Below are 17,607 nucleotides of genomic sequence, written 5' to 3'. Positions count from 1 at the left end.
GCGGGCTATTCCGCGAGCATGGCCGCCACGTCGTTCTTGATCACCGCTATCGCGTCAACCGGAGTGAGGTCCTGGCCCTGTTCGTTCTGTCCGAGCTGAGGCCACCCGGCGCCGTTGGGCCCGCGCAGTTGGTCCCATATCTCGCGGACTTTGGTCAGTAGTTCGGTTTGTTCTTCGTCGGTGAGTGCCATCAGCGGTCCTCCGGTCGTTGTGACGCCGCATGCGGCGGCAAACTGTTGCGGTGTTAGTCCGTTGGCAGAGTTCATATCGCATCGACCGAACGGTGGAGCGCCCTGTGGAAGATTGGGGCTATACCCACTGCCGTCGGTGTACTGGTGCGCCACTTGTCCGGGAAGGTTCGGATTGGAACCATAACCCGCGCCAATGACGCGCAGGCCCGCCGGGCGAACACGCCACATGTTGAAGAAGTCGTAGGCGTTGGCATAACCGATGATTCGCACGGGCGAGCCGGCGTAGTCTGCCAGGTTCCAGTACAGCCGGTTGATCCAGCTCGACCCGTCACCGGGCGGGTTCCCGCCTGATTCGACATCCAGCATCAGCGCGACCCGGGGATGCAAGCCGCCCGCTGCGTCGATCATCGAGCGCACGGTGTTGGCATTGGCCCACCAATTCGGACGGGCGTAGGTGTAGACGATTCCGAATGTGAGTCGCCCGCTGTCGAATGCCGAGCGCATCCATCGGTAGTTGTGCGCGAAATTACGATCCCGATAGGTGCCGTCGCAGACGCGGATCGACAGCACTCGGTAGGGATACGAGTTATTCACGGGCACTTGATATTCGGAGACATCTGCGAACAAAGTGTCTGTCACGGCACCTCAATTCCCCGCTATCGGAATGCGTATCGTCATGCTACCGATCCTTGGCTATGTCTGATCGAACTGTCCGGGTCGGCGACTTCCACAACGGCGACGGAGAGCGACCAATTGGCGTTGGTCCGGGACGCTGCCTCAAGCGTGGCAGCGGGATTTGCTTCAGCAGCCCGGTCGCCAGCAGCCGCTACTGGTACCAACATGCGCGCCGACGTGAGTGGGGTACCGCCCGGATCCGGCCCGCTGGCAGGCTCCGAACGTGCCCCAAATCGGGTTTCATAGCGCGCACATAGGATCCGCATGGCGTCTGCTCAGCCGTGTGCGGATACTTGACGCTGTGACGCAGCACCGCATCTCGGTTGAGCGTGTCGTAATGCGGCGCGCCGATGGCCAACCGGTCACTGTGCTGGTGGTCGACGACGAACCCGTTCTGGCCGAGATGGTGTCCATGGCATTGCGGTATGAAGGTTGGAACATCACCACCGCCGGTGACGGATCGTCGGCGATTGCGGCGGCCCGCCGCCAGCGGCCCGATGTGGTTGTGCTCGACGTGATGTTGCCTGACATGAGCGGTCTTGACGTGCTGCACAAGTTGCGCAGCGAGAATCCAGGCCTGCCGGTTCTACTGCTGACGGCCAAGGACGCGGTGGAAGATCGTATAGCTGGGTTGACCGCGGGGGGCGACGACTACGTCACCAAGCCGTTTAGCATCGAGGAGGTCGTGCTTCGGCTGCGGGCGTTACTGCGTCGCACGGGGGTGACGACAGTCGACAGCGGTGCCCAGCTAGTGGTCGGAGACTTGGTGCTGGACGAAGACAGCCACGAGGTGATGCGCGCCGGCGAACCGGTGTCGTTGACGTCCACCGAGTTCGAGCTGCTGCGGTTCATGATGCACAACTCCAAGCGGGTGCTGAGCAAAGCCCAGATTCTGGACCGCGTCTGGAGTTACGACTTCGGCGGCCGGTCCAATATCGTGGAGCTGTACATCTCGTACCTGCGCAAAAAGATCGACAACGGTCGCGAACCCATGATTCACACGCTGCGCGGCGCCGGCTATGTGCTCAAGCCGGCCCGCTAGCAGTCCGCGAATTTGGTCGCTTCGGCTGCGGCTCCTGGTCGGACAGGTTGTCGTCCTCGCCGTGGTGTGTGTGGGAATCACCGCGGCAACCGAAATGGCGCTGCGTCGTCATCTGGTGGCACAACTTGACAACCAACTCGGCGGAACGTCGTACCGCTCGGTGTTGATGTATCCGGAGAAAATGCCCCGTCCGCCCTGGCGGCACGAGACGCACAACTACATCCGGTCGGGCCCCGGTCCGAGGTTTCTCGATGCTCCGGGCCAGCCGGCCGGGATGGTGGCGGCGGTGGTCAGCGACGGCACGACGGTCGCCGCCGGATATCTGACCGGCAGTGGTTCGCGGGCGGCGTTGACGTCAACCGGCCGGTCCCAGCTGGAACGGATCGCCGGCAGCCGCACACCGCTGACCCTGGATCTCGACGGTCTGGGCCGGTACCGTGTGCTGGCCGCTCCGAGCCGAAACGGGCACGACGTCATCGTCACCGGCCTGTCGATGGGCAACGTCGACGCCACGATGTTGCAGATGCTGATCATTTTCGGAATCGTCACGGTGATTGCGTTGGTCGCCGCGACGACCGCCGGAATCGTCATCATCAAGCGGGCGCTGGCGCCGTTGCGGCGCGTCGCGCAAACCGCGAGCGAAGTCGTCGACCTACCGTTGGATCGCGGCGAGGTCAAGCTACCGGTCCGGGTGCCCGAACCTGACGCAAACCCCTCCACCGAGGTGGGGCAACTCGGGTCGGCGCTCAACCGGATGCTCGACCACATCGCTGCCGCACTGTCGGCGCGGCAGGCCAGTGAAACCTGTGTGCGCCAGTTCGTTGCCGATGCCAGTCATGAACTGCGAACTCCCCTTGCGGCGATCCGTGGTTACACGGAATTGACGCAGCGGATAGGGGACGATCCCGAGGCCGTCGCACACGCGATGAGCCGGGTGGCATCGGAGACCGAGCGGATAACACGTCTCGTCGAGGACCTGCTGCTGCTGGCGCGTCTGGACTCGGGGCGGCCGCTGGAACGCGGACCGGTGGACATGTCGCGGCTTGCGGTTGACGCGGTCAGCGACGCTCATGTTGCCGGACCAGATCACCAGTGGGCGCTCGACCTGCCCCCCGAACCGGTGGTCATCCCGGGTGATGCGGCACGGTTGCACCAGGTGGTGACCAACCTGCTGGCCAACGCCCGCGTGCACACCGGTCCCGGCACGATCGTGACGACGCGCTTGAGCACCGGGCCGACGCACGTCGTGCTGCAGGTGATCGACAATGGGCCGGGTATTCCGGCCGCGCTGCAGTCCGAGGTTTTCGAGCGGTTCGCCCGCGGCGATACGTCACGGTCCCGCCAAGCCGGTAGCACCGGGCTCGGCCTGGCGATCGTCTCCGCTGTGGTCAAGGCGCACAACGGAACGATCACCGTGAGTAGCTCACCCGGATATACCGAGTTTGCGGTGCGGTTGCCACTTGACGGATGGCAACCGCTCGAATCGTCGCCGCGCTAGGCCTGACTGCCCGGCTCCGACGCGCTGTTCACAGCCCGCATCGACACGCTTTAGGTTAGGAACAGGTCACCTCGATTTCGAACGACTTGTTCACCGGTGACATCGGGTTGGCCATGTCGACCCCGGTAGCGGTCCCAGTGATCTTGTAGTGGCTGCCGTCCTTGGTTGCCGAGGCGTTACCCTGTCCGGTGCCCGACGTGTATCCCAGCGTGACGCCGTTGACGTTACCGAGCCCAACGGACTTCACCTCCGGAGGGTTGCCGTCGGTGAGCACGGCGGCAATGCCGGTCGCCGCCCCGCCGATCGCGATGTTGACATTGCCGGCCGCGGTTGTGCACACCACGGAGCCGGTGACGTTCTGGTCCTTACCGTCGATGACGACCTTCGGCCCGGAGGCGGCGCCGGGGCTTGCCGTCGTGCCTGCCGCGGTCGTGGTCTCACCGCTTCCTGTAGTCGACTTGTTGCTTGAACATCCGGAAAGACCTGCGACCAGAATGGCGGCTCCGGCTACCGCGACCGTCAGTCCACGCTTCACCCTGTGCTCCTTTGCCTGTCGTAGCGGTCCATCGGCATTGAGGACCGCTTCGGCAGTATGCGCGTTAGCAGGGCCCGAGGTCTAGGTGCGGCGGAAAATTCTCTCTTTCTGGTCGGTAGCGTGGTTCGCCAACGGCATCTACCGGCGTGCACCGTAGTAGTGGCAATGTAGTGCCGATGGAACACAAACCTCCCACTGCCGTCATCCAGGCGGCACACGGTGAACACTCGTTACCGTTGCATGACACAACGGATTTCGACGACGCCGATCGCGGATTCATTGCCGCGCTGTCCCCGTGTGTGATCAAGGCTGCCGATGGTCGCGTGGTGTGGGACAACGACGCGTACTCGTTTCTCGACGGTGCCGCGCCGACATCGGTGCATCCCAGCCTGTGGCGGCAATCCCAGCTGACCGCGAAACAGGGCCTCTACCAGGTGGTGCCGGGCATCTATCAGGTCCGCGGATTCGATATCTCCAATATCAGCTTCGTTGAGGGTGACACTGGGCTGATCGTCATCGACCCGTTGGTGTCCACCGAGGTGGCCGCCGCCGCGCTGGACTTGTATCGCGCCCACCGCGGAGCCGACCGCCCCGTGGTCGCGGTCATCTACACCCACAGCCATGTCGATCATTTCGGTGGGGTGCTCGGCGTCACCACCCAGGCCGACGTGGACGCGGGAAAGGTGGCGGTGCTGGCGCCGGAGGGGTTCACCGCGCACGCCGTGCAGGAAAACATCTACGCCGGCTCGGCGATGATGCGCCGTGCGGGCTACATGTACGGCACCGTGTTGGCGCGCGGTCTCCGGGGGCACGTCGGCTGCGGCCTCGGGCAGACACTGTCGACCGGTGAGGTTTCGCTCGTCGTGCCGACGGTCGACATCACCGAGACCGGGGAGACCCACACCATCGACGGGGTGGAGATCGAGTTCCAGATGGCCCCGGGCACCGAGGCCCCTGCGGAGATGCACTTCTATTTCCCGCGCTTCCGCGCGTTGTGCATGGCCGAAAACGCCACGCATAACCTGCACAACCTGCTGACCCTGCGCGGCGCCTTGGTGCGCGATCCGCGCGCCTGGTCGGGCTATCTCACCGAGGCGATTGACACCTTTGCCGACCGAACCGACGTGGTGTTCGCCTCGCACCACTGGCCGACGTGGGGACGCGAGAAGATCGTCGAGTTCTTGTCGCAACAGCGCGACATGTATTCATATCTGCACGATCAGACGCTGCGGCTGCTGAACCAGGGCTACACCGGTGTGGAGATCGCCGAGATGTTCCAGCTGCCACCGGCGCTGCAGCGGGCATGGCACACCCACGGCTACTACGGGTCGGTCAGCCATAACGTGAAGGCGATCTATCAGCGTTACATGGGCTGGTTTGACGGTAACCCGGGCTGGTTGTGGCCGCATCCGCCCGAGGCGCTGGCGCCGCGTTATGTCGACGCGTTGGGTGGCATCGACCGAGTGCTGGAGCTGGCCCGCGAAGCCTTCGACGCAGGTGATTTCCGTTGGGCGGCAACGCTTCTCGACCATGCGGTGTTCGCCGACAGCGAGCACGCTGCGGCCCGCGGGCTCTATGCCGACACCCTGGAGCAGCTGGCCTACGGCGCGGAGTGTGCGACCTGGCGCAATTTCTTTCTGACCGGGGCCGCCGAGCTGCGCGACGGGAACCCGGGCAGCTCCGGGCAAGTCCCGGCGCCCACGTTTTTCGCCCAGCTGACGCCGGACCAAATCTTTGACGTCCTGGCGATCAGCATCAATGGCCCACGCGCATGGGACCTCGACCTGGCCATCGATTTCACCTTCACCGAGCCGGATGTCAACTATCGGCTCACGCTGCGCAACGGCGTGTTGATACATCGCAAGCTTCCCGCCGATCCGGCGACGGCGAACGCGACGGTGACGGTGGGCGACAAGGTTCGGTTGGTCGCCGCGGCGCTGGGCGATATCAGCTCACCCGGTTTCGAGGTGTTCGGCGACCGGACGGTGCTGCAGACATTCTTGAGCGTCCTCGACCGGCCCGATTCGGCCTTCAACATCGTGACGCCGTAGTTCGGCGGTACCGCTCGGCGCCGAGTCGAAGGCGGCCTGAGCTAAAGCCGGGCATTGCGCGAGTGGTAAACAAGTTCGGTGACTTCGGTTGACCGACTCGACGGGCTCGATCTGGGCGCGCTGGACCGGTATCTGCGTTCGCTGGGGATCGGGCGCGACGGCGAGTTGCGTGGCGAGCTGATCTCCGGTGGACGCTCCAATCTGACCTTCCGGGTCTATGATGACGCGTCGAGCTGGTTGGTGCGCCGTCCGCCCCTGCACGGGCTGACACCGTCGGCGCACGACATGGCCCGCGAGTACAGGGTGGTCGCCGCGCTGGGAGACACACCGGTTCCGGTGGCGCGCACGATCTCGCTGTGCCAGGACGACTCGGTGCTGGGCGCGCCGTTCCAGGTTGTCGAATTCGTTGCCGGGCAAGTGGTGCGCCGGCGCGCCGAACTCGAAGCGCTCGGCAGCCGTTCGGTCATCGAGGGCTGTGTCGACGCCTTGATCCGGGTACTCGTCGACTTGCATAGCATCGACCCGAAGGCCGTCGGACTGAGCGATTTCGGCAAACCCGACGGCTATCTGGAACGGCAGGTGCGCCGGTGGGGGTCACAATGGGAGCTGGTGCGGCTGCCCGACGACCACCGCGACGCCGACATTTCGCGACTGCATTTAGCCCTGCAGCAAGCCATTCCACAACAGAGCCGCACATCGATCGTGCACGGCGACTACCGGATCGACAACACGATCTTGGACACCGATGACCCATGCCATGTTCGCGCGGTGGTGGACTGGGAGCTCTCCACCCTGGGGGATCCGCTGTCCGACGCGGCCCTGATGTGCGTATACCGCGACCCCGCGCTGGACTTAATTGTGCATGCGCAGGCAGCGTGGACTTCGCCGCTGCTGCCAGCAGCCGACGAGCTGGCCGATCGGTATTCACTCGTCTCCGGGCAGCCGCTAGGCCACTGGGAGTTCTACATGGCCTTGGCCTATTTCAAGCTCGCCATCATCGCCGCCGGCATCGACTACCGCCGACGCATGTCCGAGCAGGCCGAGGGGAAGGACACCGCGGCTGAGTCGGTGCCTGACGTTGTTGCGCCGCTGATCGCTCGCGGTCTGGCAGAGATTGCCAAGAAGAGCGGGTAATCCCGCGTCGGGGATGCCCAGTTAGCGAAGGGCGGCCGCGTGGGTCTTTTTGGCCGCACGTCGCAACTGAAGGATCCGCGCGGTGCCGGCGAAGACGGTGATCAGCCCGCCGCCCACGGCCGCCAGCAAGATAGCCACCCCTAGTGGCAGGCTCCAGCGCCAGCCGAAGAACGCAAATTGGGCCGAGGCGGTGTTCTGGGCGATGAATATCAGCAACAGGATGAGGATCAGAAAGCCGACGATCAGCGCCGACCATACGGCGGCGGCGCGGGTGAACTTGACGGGTGGCTCTTCCGGTGCCTTACCGGGCACCGAGCCAGGCACCGTTGTACCGCTGAGTGGTTGATCAGCCGAGGAAGAGGGATTGCTGGTCATGACACCATTTTTGTCCTATCCCACACAGAATGAAACCAAACCACGCCGGAAAAATCCCAGTACATGCCGAGTTGTGGAAGCACGGCGCCGCCGCTGACGATAGTGTCAACTGCATGAGGATGCTGCGACGCCTACGTCGCGCAACTGTCGCTGCGGCTGTGTGGCTCGCGACGGTGTGCCTGGTTGCGTCCTGCGCCAATGCTGATCCGCTCGGGTCAGCGACCGGCAGTGTGAAGTCCATCGTCGTCGGGTCCGGTGATTTTCCGGAATCGCAGGTGATCGCCGAAATCTACGCACAAGTGTTGCAGGCCAACGGTTTCGACGTGGGGCGGCGGTTGGGAATTGGCAGTCGAGAGACGTATATCCTGGCGCTCAAAGATCATTCCATCGACCTGGTGCCGGAGTATATCGGCAACTTGCTGCTGTACTTTCAACCCGACGCCACGGTGACCATGCTCGATGCCGTTGAGTTGGAGCTCTACAAGCGACTTCCCGGCGATCTGTCGATCCTGACGCCGTCGCCGGCCTCTGACACTGACACCGTCACCGTCACCGCCGCTACCGCCGCCCGGTGGAACCTGAAAACGATCGCCGACCTGGCCCCGCATTCCGCGGATGTGAAGTTCGCGGCGCCGTCGGCCTTTCAGACCCGGCCGTCCGGGTTGCCCGGGCTGCGGCACAAATACTCACTCGACATCGCGCCGGGCAACTTCGTGACCATCAACGACGGCGGCGGTGCGGTGACCGTGCGAGCACTGGTGGAGGGAACGGCCACAGCCGCCAACCTCTTCAGCACCTCTGCGGCTATCCCGCAAAACCACCTGGTGGTGCTGGAAGATCCCGAACATAACTTCCTAGCCGGAAACATTGTGCCGCTTGTGAATTCGCGAAAGAAGTCGGATCACCTCAAAGATGTGCTGGACGCGGTGTCGGCAAAGCTGACCACTGCCGGCCTGGCCGAGCTCAATGCAGCGGTGTCCGGCAACTCCGGGGTGGACCCCGACCAGGCCGCGCGGAAATGGGTGCGGGACAACGGTTTCGATCATCCAGTGCGGCAGTAGGCACCACGTTGATCTGCTTTGACGATGTCAGCAAGGTGTACGCACACGGTGCCACCGCCGTAGACCGGCTGACGCTGGAAGTCCCTAACGGCATGCTGACCGTCTTCGTCGGCCCCTCCGGCTGCGGCAAGACGACGGCGCTGCGAATGATCAACCGAATGGTGGATCCGACCTCGGGCACCATCACTGTCGACGGTACCGACGTGTCGACGGTCAATGCGGTGAAGCTGCGCCTGGGAATTGGCTATGTCATCCAGAACGCGGGGCTGATGCCTCATCAACGGGTCATCGACAACGTCGCAACGGTGCCGGTGCTGAAGGGTCAGCCGCGCCGGGCAGCCCGCAAAGCCGGTTATGAGGTGCTTGAGCGTGTCGGGCTGGACCCCAAGGTCGCCACCCGCTACCCGGCCCAGCTCTCGGGCGGCGAACAGCAACGGGTCGGCGTGGCACGGGCACTCGCGGCCGATCCGCCGATCTTGTTGATGGACGAGCCGTTCTCGGCCGTCGACCCGGTGGTTCGCCACGAGCTACAGAACGAAATACTTCGTCTGCAAGCCGAGTTGCACAAGACCATTGTCTTCGTGACGCACGACATCGACGAGGCGTTGAAGCTCGCCGATCTGGTGGCGGTGTTCGCCCCGGGCGGCGCGCTTGCGCAGTACGACGAAACTGCCCGGCTGTTATCCAGTCCGGCGAATGACTTCGTGTCGAAGTTCATCGGTCTCGGTCGCGGCTATCGGTGGCTGCAGCTGTTCGACGCGGCCGGACTACCTGTGCGCGACATCGAGCAAGTCTCGGTGAACGGCCTTTCCGATGCCCGGGACAGGCAAGTTCGTGACGGCTGGGTGCTGGTGGTCGACGGTGCGGGTGCGCCGTTGGGCTGGATCGACGCCGATGGCCGGCGGCGTCACCGCGGCGGCGCGGCATTGTCGGATGCCATGACCGTCGGCGGTTCGGTGTTCCGCCCGAACGGTAACCTCAGCCAGGCGCTGGACGCCGCCTTGTCCTCGCCGTCGGGGGTCGGTGTCGCCGTTGACGGCGGTGGCAAGGTCATCGGCGGGATACTGGCCGCCGACGTGCTGGCCGAGTTCCAAAAAGGCAAGAAGGCCGGCGGCGGAGCTAAGCCATGCACTACCTGATGACCCACCCGGGAGCGGCCTGGGCGCTGACCGTCGTCCATCTGCGCCTCTCGTTGCTGCCGGTGCTGATCGGGCTGATGAGCGCGGTGCCGTTGGGCCTGCTGGTGCAGCGCGCGCCGCTGCTTCGCCGGCTGACGACGGCGACCGCCAGCGTTATATTCACCATCCCGTCGCTAGCGCTATTCGTGGTGTTGCCGCTGATCATCGGAACCCGGATCCTCGACGAGGCCAATGTCATTGTGGCGTTGGCGGCCTACACCACGGCCCTGCTGGTGCGGGCGGTGCTCGAAGCGCTGGACGCGGTGCCGGCGCAGGTGCATGACGCGGCCACCGCCATCGGCTATTCGCGGATCGCTCAGATGTTGAAAGTCGAACTGCCGCTGTCTATCCCCGTGCTGGTAGCCGGGCTGCGGGTGGTCGCGGTTACCAACATCGCGATGGTGTCCGTGGGTTCGGTGATAGGAATCGGGGGCCTGGGAACCTGGTTCACCGCGGGGTATCAGACCAACAAGAGTGACCAGATCGTTGCCGGCGTCGTAGCGATGTTCCTGCTGGCGATTGTCGTCGACGTGGTGATCAACCTCGCCGGTCGGCTGGCCACGCCATGGGAACGGGCGCCGCGGGCAGCCCGTCGGCGCCGCCAGGTCGCGGCCCCGATCACGGGCGGAGCGCGATGAATTTCCTGCAGCAGGCGCTGTCCTACCTGCTAACCGCCAGTAACTGGACCGGTCCAGTCGGCTTGGCAGTCCGCACGTGTGAGCACCTGGAATACACCGCGGTGGCGGTGGCCGCTTCAGCACTGATCGCCGTGCCAGTCGGGCTGCTTATCGGGCACACCGGTCGCGGGACGCTGCTGGTGGTGGGTGCGGTCAATGGTTTGCGCGCTTTGCCCACGTTGGGTGTTCTGCTGCTAGGGGTGCTGCTATTCGGGCTGGGATTGGGGCCGCCGCTGGTGGCGCTGATGCTGTTGGGTATCCCGTCTTTGCTGGCCAGCACGTACGCCGGCATTGCCAGTGTTGATCCGCTGGTGGTCGATGCCGCCCGGGCGATGGGCATGACCGAGTCCCAGGTGCTGCTGCGCGTCGAGGTACCCAATGCACTACCGCTGATGCTCGGCGGACTACGCAGCGCGACGCTGCAAGTGGTCGCCACCGCGACGGTGGCCGCCTACGCCAGTCTCGGGGGGCTGGGTGGCTACTTGATCGACGGGATCAAGGAGCGTCGATTCCACATCGCTCTGGTCGGTGCGATGATGGTGGCCGCGTTGGCGTTGACCCTCGACGGACTGCTGGCGTTGGCGGGGTGGGTATCGGTGCCGGGCACCGGGAGGATGCGCAAGCTCGCCGCGGTTGTCGACAAACCTGCCGCAGGCGGTGGACACGCCCTACGGTAGACAGTGTGAACGCAGTCCCCTCTGATCTGACTCCGCGCGTCTGGCCGGCCATGTTGACCTGGCGTGCGCAGGACATCTCGCGCATGGAATCGGTACGAGTCCAGTTGTCCGGCAAGCGGATTAGGGCGAACGGCCGCATTGTGGCCGCGGCTACCGCGAATAATCCGGCGTTTGGCGCGCACTACGATCTGCAGACCGACGAAACCGGTGCCACCAAACGGTTCGGGCTGACGGTCACACTAGCCGAGCGGGAACGCCAGCTCGCCATCGCCCGCGACGAGGAGAACATGTGGTTGGTGACTGACCACCAGGGTGAACGGCGCGCAGCATACAACGGTGCATTGGACATCGATTTGGTGTTCAGTCCATTCTTCAATGCGTTGCCGATTCGTCGCCTTGGGCTGCACGAACGAGCGGAATCGATCGCGCTGCCGGTGGTCTATGTAAACGTGCCCGAGATGAGCGTCGATGCGGCCACCGTGAGCTATACCAGCGAAGGACGTCTGGATGGGATCAAGCTGCGCTCACCGGTGGCTGACACCACCGTGACCGTCGACTCCGACGGGTTCATTGTGGACTATCCAGGCTTGGCAGAGCGGATGTAATCACCCCGCCCGCCCGCCCCGCGGCGGCCAGTTGCTCGCGCCATTTGTCCGCGCCAATAACGACGGTGACGATGTCGGAGCGCGGGAAGCTGTCATAGCGTGTGCGTGCGGCGTGGCCCGCGTCGGCGAGGTCGGCTATCGAACCGTGGGATTGCAGCGAATCACGCGCACGGCTCAGCAGGTCGATGATCCGGTCCGCGGCCGGCGCCAGTTGGCCGGTGTTAGCTTCACACATTGCCCGCACTAGGTCAGGAGCGGTGGCTGCCACCCGGGTGGCATCGCGGAAAGACCCTGCAGCCAACGCGAAGGCAAGTGGTACCTCGGCCGCAGTGACGGCGAGCGCCTCAGCGAGCAGGTGTGGCAGGTGCGAGACGGCAGCAGCGGCGGCGTCGTGCTCGTCGGATTTGGCGGGCACCACCATCGCCCCGCAGTCCAGCGCCAGCGTCATCACCATCGACCACACCGTGGGGTCGACATGGTCATCGACGCTGACCACCCAGGGGGCTCTGTTGAACAAGCCGCCGTGACCGGCGGTCCAACCCGAGTGCGCGGTGCCCGTCATCGGGTGACCGCCGACGTAGCGCGCCTGCAGACCAGCCGCCGTGACCTCGTCGAGAACCGCGCATTTGACGCTGGTGACGTCGGTCAACGGACAGCCAGGTGCCGATTTGCGAATATGGGCGAGCATGCCTGGCAAGGCCGGCATCGGAACGGCCAGCACGATCAACGCCTCGGTAGCGGCGGCCCGGGTTAGCGTTTGGTTGAGATCGGTTATGGCATCAAACCCGTCGGAGCGGGCGCCGTGGGCACCCTCCACCGACCGGTTGTAGCCAAAGACTTCACGGCCCGCCGCTGCGGCGGCCCGCATGATGGAACCGCCGATGAGTCCCAGCCCAAGCACGCACACCGGTGGCGCCGCGACAGTCCGAGTCACAGTCCAAGGTTGGCATAGGTAGCCCGTGGCGGCGCCCTGAGGGGCGACCAGATCTCCGCTGTCTGAGCACCATCTGGTCAGGAGGCCTGGTCAGCGACTACCGTAGGCGCCCATGGGAGCACAACGGGCCTCCATGCAAAGACCGGCCGCGGACACACCGGACGGTTTCGGTGTTGCGGTTGTGCGTGAAGAGGGCCGCTGGCGCTGCTCTCCGATGGGCCCCAAAGCGTTGACCAGTCTGCGGGCTGCCGAGACGGAACTGCGTGAGCTGCGTAGCGCGGGAGCCGTCTTCGGGCTACTCGACGTCGACGACGAATTTTTCGTCATTGTGCGCCCGGCGCCCTCGGGAACTCGGCTGTTGCTGTCCGACGCCACCGCCGCGCTGGACTACGACATCGCCGCGGAGGTCCTGGACAATCTGGACGCCGAGATCGATCCCGAAGACCTCGAGGATGCCGATCCGTTCGAGGAAGGCGACCTGGGCCTGCTGTCCGACATCGGCCTGCCCGAGGCGGTTCTGGGAGTCATCCTCGACGAGACCGACCTTTACGCCGACGAACAGCTGGGCCGCATCGCCCGCGAAATGGGCTTCGCTGACCAGCTGTCGGCGGTGATCGACCGCCTAGGTCGGTGACCGCAAGCGCGGGCGGTGACCACTGACGAAGATCTGATCCGTGCGGCGTTGGCGGTCGCGGCGACGGCGGGTCCGCGCGACGTGCCGGTGGGCGCGGTGGTCGTCGGCGCCGACGGAACCGAACTCGCCCGGGCGGTGAATGCCCGCGAGGCGCTCGGCGATCCCACCGCGCACGCGGAAATCCTGGCGATGCGGTTGGCGGCCGGTGTGCTCGGCGACGGGTGGCGGCTGGAGGGGACCACCTTGGCGGTCACCGTCGAACCGTGCACTATGTGTGCCGGTGCCCTGGTGCTGGCCCGCGTCGCGCGGCTGGTCTTCGGTGCCTGGGAGCCCAAGACCGGGGCGGTCGGCTCGTTGTGGGACGTGGTCCGTGATCGTCGGCTCAATCACCGCCCGGAGGTACGCGGCGGTGTGCTCGCGCGGGAGTGCGCCGCGCCGCTGGAGGCCTTCTTCGCCCGCCAGCGATTGGGGTGAGGGTGCGCCGATTCGGTAAGCTTCACCGCGGTGGCGTGTCCGAGCGGCCTAAGGAGCACGCCTCGAAAGCGTGTGACGGCTAACACCGTCCGAGGGTTCAAATCCCTCCGCCACCGCCAAATCCCTTTGACTGTTAGTGCAGTTCAGCAGGGTATTTTCAGGTTTGCTGGTCGGCATCTTTCCCGAGAGTGACGGCGACTGCATCAAGATCGGCATCGAAGAGATCCGCATACGTGTCCAGGGTGACCTTCGCGGACTTGTGCCCGAGAATCCGTTGCAGCGCCAAAACGTTGACGCCGGCCGACACCGCCAAGCTGGCCGCGGTGTGCCGCAAATCGTGCGGAGTGATCTGCTGGACCTTTGCGCGCTTCACCGCGCCGCAGATCCGCCCGCGTGTAGGCTTCGGCCGCGGCAGACGCGCGCCGGTTTCCAGCTCTGATCAGCTGGTGCGCTCCGCCGGGCTCGACGTCACCGTGCTAGGCGGCGTTTGAGGCGGCCAAGTGCGCGACCCGGCGCGGTTAGCGGCGCAGTAGCTTGCGTAAATGCCTGGTCAGAGACTCGACGTTTCGTTTTGTTCGAATTACGCTAAGCTGCATGACAGCCGCAGTCCAGGAACGGACAGTACTTCCACCCCCGCGACCCGCAGGACATGACCTCCTTGCTGGAGGTGCTTGGCGCGCCTGAAGTTTCCGTGTGTGGCAACGCCGGACAACCGATGACGCTTCCTGAACCAGTCAGAGATGCGCTGTACAACGTCGTGCTGGCCTTGTCGCAAGGCAAAGGCATTTCATTGGTGCCACGCCACCTCAAACTAACCACCCAAGAAGCCGCCGACCTATTGAACATCTCACGCCCGACCCTCGTTCGGCTCTTGGAGGATGGTCGAATCCCATTTGAGAAGCCGGGCCGCCACCGCCGAGTGAGCCTTGACGCGCTGCTCGAATATCAGCAAGAAACCCGGTCGAATCGCCGTGCAGCACTAGGCGAGTTGAGCCGCGACGCCCTTGGTGAGCTCCAGGCGGCGCTTGCAGAAAAGAAGTAGAGGAGGCCGAGCATGCCGTTCCCCGTAGTACTGGACGCGTGCGTGCTCGTGCCACACCCGCTGGTTGATGCCCTGTTGCGGTTCGCTGACGAGGGCACCTATCGGCCTCTGTGGTCGGAGGACATCCTGGCCGAGACTCGGCGAACCATGGTCGACCGCCTCAACATCAGCACCGAACGGGCTGACTACCGCATTCGCTTTCGGGTACAACGACCTCATCGCCGCCATGAACAACCATTACAAAGATCGACATGTGCTAGCTGCAGCGGTCCGAGAGCGCGCGGAGGTGATAGTCACGACAAACCTCAAGCACTTCCCTGATGACGCGCTAAAGCCCTATCAGATCAAAGCTTTGCATCCCGACGACTTTCTCCTCGATCAGTTGGATTTGTACGAAGAGGCAACGAAAGCAGTGATCCTCGGGATGGTCGACGCCTACATCGACCCGCCGTTCACGCCGCACAGCCTGCTAGATGCGCTGGGCGAGCAGGTCCCACAGTTCGCCGCTAAGGCACGGCGTCTGTTCCCGTCCGGATCGCCATTCGGCCTCGGCGTCCTGCTCCCATTCGATCAATAGGGCTGGCAGCTCCGTCGGCAGGGGCCTACGCCTCACCCCGTCACGATCAGCGGCAGCGAGATCGTTCCGGCGCCGCCGGTTACCACCAGCACCCAACGGCCGTCGACGGGCAGGTTTACCTCGATCCGGAAGATGGCGAATCCGACCTCGGCGGCGACGGCGGCCTCGGGTAGCTCGAACTCGATGTGGTGCGCGTCGTCGCCCGTCGGAGGCCAAACCTCTACGTCGACCCGCCGATCCGGATCATCGGTCTCGGCCTGGGTCAACACCACCAGCAGAAACTGGGCCGACCGGTCCGGATCCACCGCAAATCGGTACAGCACGCCGCCGGAGACATTGAGCTTGTTGTCCACCACCGAGGCCGCTTCGGCGAGGAAGGCCCCGACTATCACGCTGCCGAACCTACCGCTGGGTTGGGTGTCAGCACGGTCAGCCGAATCCAGCTGCGTTGTAGGGATGCTGCTGGTGCACGGGACAACCTTTCTGCAAGCCCCGGGGGTCGTCGCTCAAGACCGGCGCGTCAAAAACCTATCGTCGCAGGCATGTCGCTCACCAGCACCGGAAGCGATATCGCTCCGGTGCCGCCAGTCACCACCAGCACCCAACGGCCGTTAACCGGCAGGCGCAGTTGGATTTCGAAGAATGCGAATCCGGGGAACTCGGCAACGGCCGCTTCGGGCGCCTCGAAATTCAGGCGTATCGGTTCGTCATCGGTCGGCGGCCTCATCTCGACCGTAATGTCGCGGTCCGAACTGTCAGGCTCCGCCTGCGTCAACACCACCAACACAAATCGGGCCAGCCGGTCAGGACCGACCGCAAATCTGGACAGCACGCCGCCTTGCACATTGAGTTTGTTGTCCACCGCTGCGGCGGCATCGGCCAAGAACGCACCCGTAAGTATCACGCCGCTGAACCTACCGCGCCGCAGGTGGACAACATGCCCAGGGGTAGCACGGGGCGGCAGCGCCCTTGGTGACAAATTATTCAGTGCGACGGCATATCTCGTCTTCTATTTCGTCAGCGCGGACTATATCCTATTACTACTATCGCTACCGACAACTGAATTCCTCGCTTAGATCTCGTCGTTGGGGCCCGAGCCCGCGCAATCTAGGGAGAGACACATGCAGTCCATGTCATTCGATCCGGCCGTTGCCGACATCGGATCGCAGGTCGTCAACAACGCATTCCAAGGGCTACAGGCCGGTGCGGTGGCGTGGGTCTCGCTGAGCTCGCTATTGCCCGCCGGGGCCGAGGAGGTGTCGGCGTGGGCGGTAACGGCGTTCACGACGGCGGCCACCGGGCTGCTGGCGCTGAATCAAGCGGCGCAGGAAGAGCTGAGAAAGGCGGGCGAGGTGTTTACCGCGATCGCCCGGATGTATTCGGACGCCGACGTCAGGGCGGCCGCCTGCTTGCTCGAAGCAATTCCGCGACCCGGCCAGACCCTCGCGCGGGAATAGTGCGCCGCGACGCGCGCCGAATTAGCTGATAGGTCCGACGGCGTGGCTGGCGCAGCTTAGACACTTAGGTCCATGTCCGATTGCAATGTGCTGGGCGGCGCCCTGGAACAGGGTGGCACCGATCCGCTTACCGGCTTCTATCGTGACGGCTGCTGTGCGACCGGACCCGAGGACCTCGGTTGGCACACCATCTGCGCCGTCATGACCACCGAATTCCTGGCACACCAGCGCTCGGTCGGCAACGACCTGTCGATTGCGCGCCCGCCACGGTGGCTGCGCCCTTGAGGTGGTGCCCCTTGAGGCGCTGGGGTCTGTAAAGCTCGCCGGTCATGGGTGAAAGTGACCCGCGAGCTTATGAGCCTGACCGCTTAGCCCGCGCTGGGGTGCCGGTCGGAGAGACCAAGGTGCAAGTGCTCGCTGTGGTAAATGGCTTCGTCAAGAAGCTGCGCCACATGCGTGTCGTAGAGGCTGTAGACGATGCTACGGCCTGCCCGGTCGCCCACGACCAAGCCGAGATTCCGCAACACTCGAAGTTGATGCGAGACGGCGGACTGTTCCATTCCAATAGCCTCGGCGAGGTCGGTTACCGGAAGCGGGCCGTTCCGTAGCTGGGTGAGGATCATCAGCCGGCTCGGAGTCGCCAACGCCTGCAGTGTGGACGCGACCTGCGCGGCGGCCTGGGAATCCAACGGCGCTGACGGACGATTCCTGCCTTCGACCCCGTGCCCCATGGTTAGGCAGCCTATCCCCAAAGAAATAAATGAACATATGATCATATATTCTGATATGT

At 64.4% G+C, this 17,607-nt stretch carries 22 protein-coding genes and 1 tRNA gene; 16 read left to right on the top strand and 7 right to left on the bottom strand.

The window, feature by feature from the left end:
- Positions 1–5: 5 nt before the first annotated feature.
- The gene (locus tag Rv3766; protein NP_218283.1) at positions 6–695 is read right to left on the bottom strand and encodes a hypothetical protein; all 690 of its coding nucleotides are present in this window, start codon (positions 693–695) and stop codon (positions 6–8) included.
- A 508-nt stretch (positions 696–1,203) separates the two neighbouring features.
- Between Rv3766 and tcrX the strand changes: the two genes are divergently transcribed.
- Positions 1,204–1,908 (top strand): two component transcriptional regulator TcrX, encoded by a 705-nt coding sequence (gene tcrX, locus Rv3765c; RefSeq protein NP_218282.1) that lies wholly within the window; start codon positions 1,204–1,206, stop codon positions 1,906–1,908.
- A gap of 70 nt (positions 1,909–1,978) precedes the next feature.
- Positions 1,979–3,406: a two component sensor kinase TcrY gene (gene tcrY / locus Rv3764c; protein ID NP_218281.1), complete on the top strand. Its 1,428-nt coding sequence runs from the start codon at positions 1,979–1,981 to the stop codon at positions 3,404–3,406.
- A 55-nt stretch (positions 3,407–3,461) separates the two neighbouring features.
- Here the strand turns inward: tcrY and lpqH are convergent, their stop codons facing one another.
- Positions 3,462–3,941 (bottom strand): lipoprotein LpqH, encoded by a 480-nt coding sequence (lpqH, locus tag Rv3763; protein NP_218280.1) that lies wholly within the window; start codon positions 3,939–3,941, stop codon positions 3,462–3,464.
- Positions 3,942–4,111: 170 nt separating this feature from the next.
- On the opposite strand from lpqH, the gene Rv3762c reads away from it, so the two are divergent.
- Positions 4,112–5,992 carry a hydrolase gene (locus Rv3762c; protein ID NP_218279.1) on the top strand — a complete coding sequence of 627 codons (1,881 nt, stop codon included), beginning with the start codon at positions 4,112–4,114 and terminating at the stop codon, positions 5,990–5,992.
- Between the two features lie 78 nt (positions 5,993–6,070).
- Positions 6,071–7,126, top strand: a complete 1,056-nt coding sequence (gene fadE36, locus Rv3761c) for an acyl-CoA dehydrogenase FadE36 (RefSeq protein ID NP_218278.1) — start codon at positions 6,071–6,073, stop codon at positions 7,124–7,126.
- Positions 7,127–7,147: 21 nt separating this feature from the next.
- Here the strand turns inward: fadE36 and Rv3760 are convergent, their stop codons facing one another.
- Positions 7,148–7,450 (bottom strand): membrane protein, encoded by a 303-nt coding sequence (locus Rv3760; RefSeq protein ID NP_218277.1) that lies wholly within the window; start codon positions 7,448–7,450, stop codon positions 7,148–7,150.
- A 164-nt stretch (positions 7,451–7,614) separates the two neighbouring features.
- On the opposite strand from Rv3760, the gene proX reads away from it, so the two are divergent.
- Genes proX through Rv3755c form a run of 5 tightly spaced genes read left to right on the top strand, consistent with a single transcriptional unit; the run spans position 7,615 to position 11,699 of the window.
- Positions 7,615–8,562, top strand: coding sequence for a glycine betaine/carnitine/choline/L-proline ABC transporter substrate-binding lipoprotein ProX (proX, locus tag Rv3759c; RefSeq protein NP_218276.1), 948 nt, complete (start codon positions 7,615–7,617; stop codon positions 8,560–8,562).
- An 8-nt stretch (positions 8,563–8,570) separates the two neighbouring features.
- Positions 8,571–9,701 carry a glycine betaine/carnitine/choline/L-proline ABC transporter ATP-binding protein ProV gene (gene proV, locus Rv3758c; protein ID NP_218275.1) on the top strand — a complete coding sequence of 377 codons (1,131 nt, stop codon included), beginning with the start codon at positions 8,571–8,573 and terminating at the stop codon, positions 9,699–9,701.
- The gene (gene proW, locus Rv3757c; RefSeq protein ID NP_218274.1) at positions 9,689–10,378 is read left to right on the top strand and encodes a glycine betaine/carnitine/choline/L-proline ABC transporter permease ProW; all 690 of its coding nucleotides are present in this window, start codon (positions 9,689–9,691) and stop codon (positions 10,376–10,378) included. The genes proV and proW overlap by 13 nt, the downstream gene beginning before the upstream one ends.
- Positions 10,375–11,094 carry a glycine betaine/carnitine/choline/L-proline ABC transporter permease ProZ gene (gene proZ / locus Rv3756c; RefSeq protein NP_218273.1) on the top strand — a complete coding sequence of 240 codons (720 nt, stop codon included), beginning with the start codon at positions 10,375–10,377 and terminating at the stop codon, positions 11,092–11,094. The genes proW and proZ overlap by 4 nt, the downstream gene beginning before the upstream one ends.
- A 5-nt stretch (positions 11,095–11,099) precedes the next feature.
- Positions 11,100–11,699 carry a hypothetical protein gene (locus Rv3755c; RefSeq protein ID NP_218272.1) on the top strand — a complete coding sequence of 200 codons (600 nt, stop codon included), beginning with the start codon at positions 11,100–11,102 and terminating at the stop codon, positions 11,697–11,699.
- Here the strand turns inward: Rv3755c and tyrA are convergent.
- Complete coding sequence (gene tyrA / locus Rv3754; protein ID NP_218271.3) at positions 11,662–12,567, bottom strand: prephenate dehydrogenase TyrA; 906 nt, start codon at positions 12,565–12,567, stop codon at positions 11,662–11,664. The two genes, Rv3755c and tyrA, sit on opposite strands and share 38 nt — an antisense overlap.
- A gap of 199 nt (positions 12,568–12,766) precedes the next feature.
- Between tyrA and Rv3753c the strand changes: the two genes are divergently transcribed.
- From Rv3753c to Rv3749c, 5 genes are all read left to right on the top strand, one after another.
- A complete protein-coding gene (locus Rv3753c) occupies positions 12,767–13,267 on the top strand; it encodes a hypothetical protein (protein ID NP_218270.3) in 501 nt (166 codons plus the stop codon).
- 15 nt (positions 13,268–13,282) lie between these two features.
- On the top strand, positions 13,283–13,741 hold the full coding sequence (locus Rv3752c; RefSeq protein NP_218269.1) for a cytidine/deoxycytidylate deaminase: 459 nt from the start codon (positions 13,283–13,285) through the stop codon (positions 13,739–13,741).
- A gap of 29 nt (positions 13,742–13,770) precedes the next feature.
- Positions 13,771–13,857 (top strand) — tRNA-Ser (gene serX, locus Rvnt42).
- Between the two features lie 533 nt (positions 13,858–14,390).
- A complete protein-coding gene (locus Rv3750c) occupies positions 14,391–14,783 on the top strand; it encodes an excisionase (RefSeq protein ID NP_218267.1) in 393 nt (130 codons plus the stop codon).
- A gap of 67 nt (positions 14,784–14,850) precedes the next feature.
- Complete coding sequence (locus Rv3749c) at positions 14,851–15,360, top strand: hypothetical protein (RefSeq protein NP_218266.1); 510 nt, start codon at positions 14,851–14,853, stop codon at positions 15,358–15,360.
- A 32-nt stretch (positions 15,361–15,392) separates the two neighbouring features.
- Here the strand turns inward: Rv3749c and Rv3748 are convergent, their stop codons facing one another.
- A complete protein-coding gene (locus Rv3748) occupies positions 15,393–15,752 on the bottom strand; it encodes a hypothetical protein (protein ID NP_218265.1) in 360 nt (119 codons plus the stop codon).
- 128 nt (positions 15,753–15,880) lie between these two features.
- Entirely contained in the window at positions 15,881–16,264 is a 384-nt protein-coding gene (locus Rv3747; protein NP_218264.1) for a hypothetical protein, read from the bottom strand.
- Positions 16,265–16,481: 217 nt separating this feature from the next.
- Between Rv3747 and PE34 the strand changes: the two genes are divergently transcribed.
- Both PE34 and Rv3745c read left to right on the top strand, forming a co-directional pair.
- Positions 16,482–16,817, top strand: a complete 336-nt coding sequence (gene PE34 / locus Rv3746c) for a PE family protein PE34 (protein ID YP_178011.1) — start codon at positions 16,482–16,484, stop codon at positions 16,815–16,817.
- A gap of 72 nt (positions 16,818–16,889) precedes the next feature.
- The gene (locus Rv3745c; protein NP_218262.1) at positions 16,890–17,102 is read left to right on the top strand and encodes a hypothetical protein; all 213 of its coding nucleotides are present in this window, start codon (positions 16,890–16,892) and stop codon (positions 17,100–17,102) included.
- Between the two features lie 83 nt (positions 17,103–17,185).
- Here the strand turns inward: Rv3745c and nmtR are convergent, their stop codons facing one another.
- Entirely contained in the window at positions 17,186–17,548 is a 363-nt protein-coding gene (nmtR, locus tag Rv3744) for an HTH-type transcriptional regulator NmtR (RefSeq protein NP_218261.1), read from the bottom strand.
- Positions 17,549–17,607 lie beyond the last annotated feature (59 nt).

Origin of the sequence: Mycobacterium tuberculosis H37Rv (assembly GCF_000195955.2) — a bacterium.
Classification (GTDB): domain Bacteria; phylum Actinomycetota; class Actinomycetes; order Mycobacteriales; family Mycobacteriaceae; genus Mycobacterium; species Mycobacterium tuberculosis.
This window is presented reverse-complemented; position numbering and strand designations above follow the sequence as displayed.

Excerpts from the sequence above, each read along its gene's own strand:
- proZ (NP_218273.1), top strand. The coding sequence starts at position 10,375 with ATGAATTTCCTGCAGCAGGCGCTGTCCTACCTGCTAACCGCCAGTAAC.
- tyrA (NP_218271.3), bottom strand. The coding sequence starts at position 12,567 with ATGCGGGCCGCCGCAGCGGCGGGCCGTGAAGTCTTTGGCTACAACCGG.
- proX (NP_218276.1), top strand. The coding sequence starts at position 7,615 with ATGAGGATGCTGCGACGCCTACGTCGCGCAACTGTCGCTGCGGCTGTG.
- tcrX (NP_218282.1), top strand. The coding sequence starts at position 1,204 with ATGCGGCGCGCCGATGGCCAACCGGTCACTGTGCTGGTGGTCGACGAC.
- Rv3766 (NP_218283.1), bottom strand. The coding sequence starts at position 695 with ATGCGCTCGGCATTCGACAGCGGGCGACTCACATTCGGAATCGTCTAC.
- Rv3750c (NP_218267.1), top strand. The coding sequence starts at position 14,391 with ATGACCTCCTTGCTGGAGGTGCTTGGCGCGCCTGAAGTTTCCGTGTGT.
- nmtR (NP_218261.1), bottom strand. The coding sequence starts at position 17,548 with ATGGGGCACGGGGTCGAAGGCAGGAATCGTCCGTCAGCGCCGTTGGAT.
- PE34 (YP_178011.1), top strand. The coding sequence starts at position 16,482 with ATGCAGTCCATGTCATTCGATCCGGCCGTTGCCGACATCGGATCGCAG.
- proW (NP_218274.1), top strand. The coding sequence starts at position 9,689 with ATGCACTACCTGATGACCCACCCGGGAGCGGCCTGGGCGCTGACCGTC.
- Rv3753c (NP_218270.3), top strand. The coding sequence starts at position 12,767 with ATGCAAAGACCGGCCGCGGACACACCGGACGGTTTCGGTGTTGCGGTT.
- Rv3745c (NP_218262.1), top strand. The coding sequence starts at position 16,890 with ATGTCCGATTGCAATGTGCTGGGCGGCGCCCTGGAACAGGGTGGCACC.
- Rv3749c (NP_218266.1), top strand. The coding sequence starts at position 14,851 with ATGCCCTGTTGCGGTTCGCTGACGAGGGCACCTATCGGCCTCTGTGGT.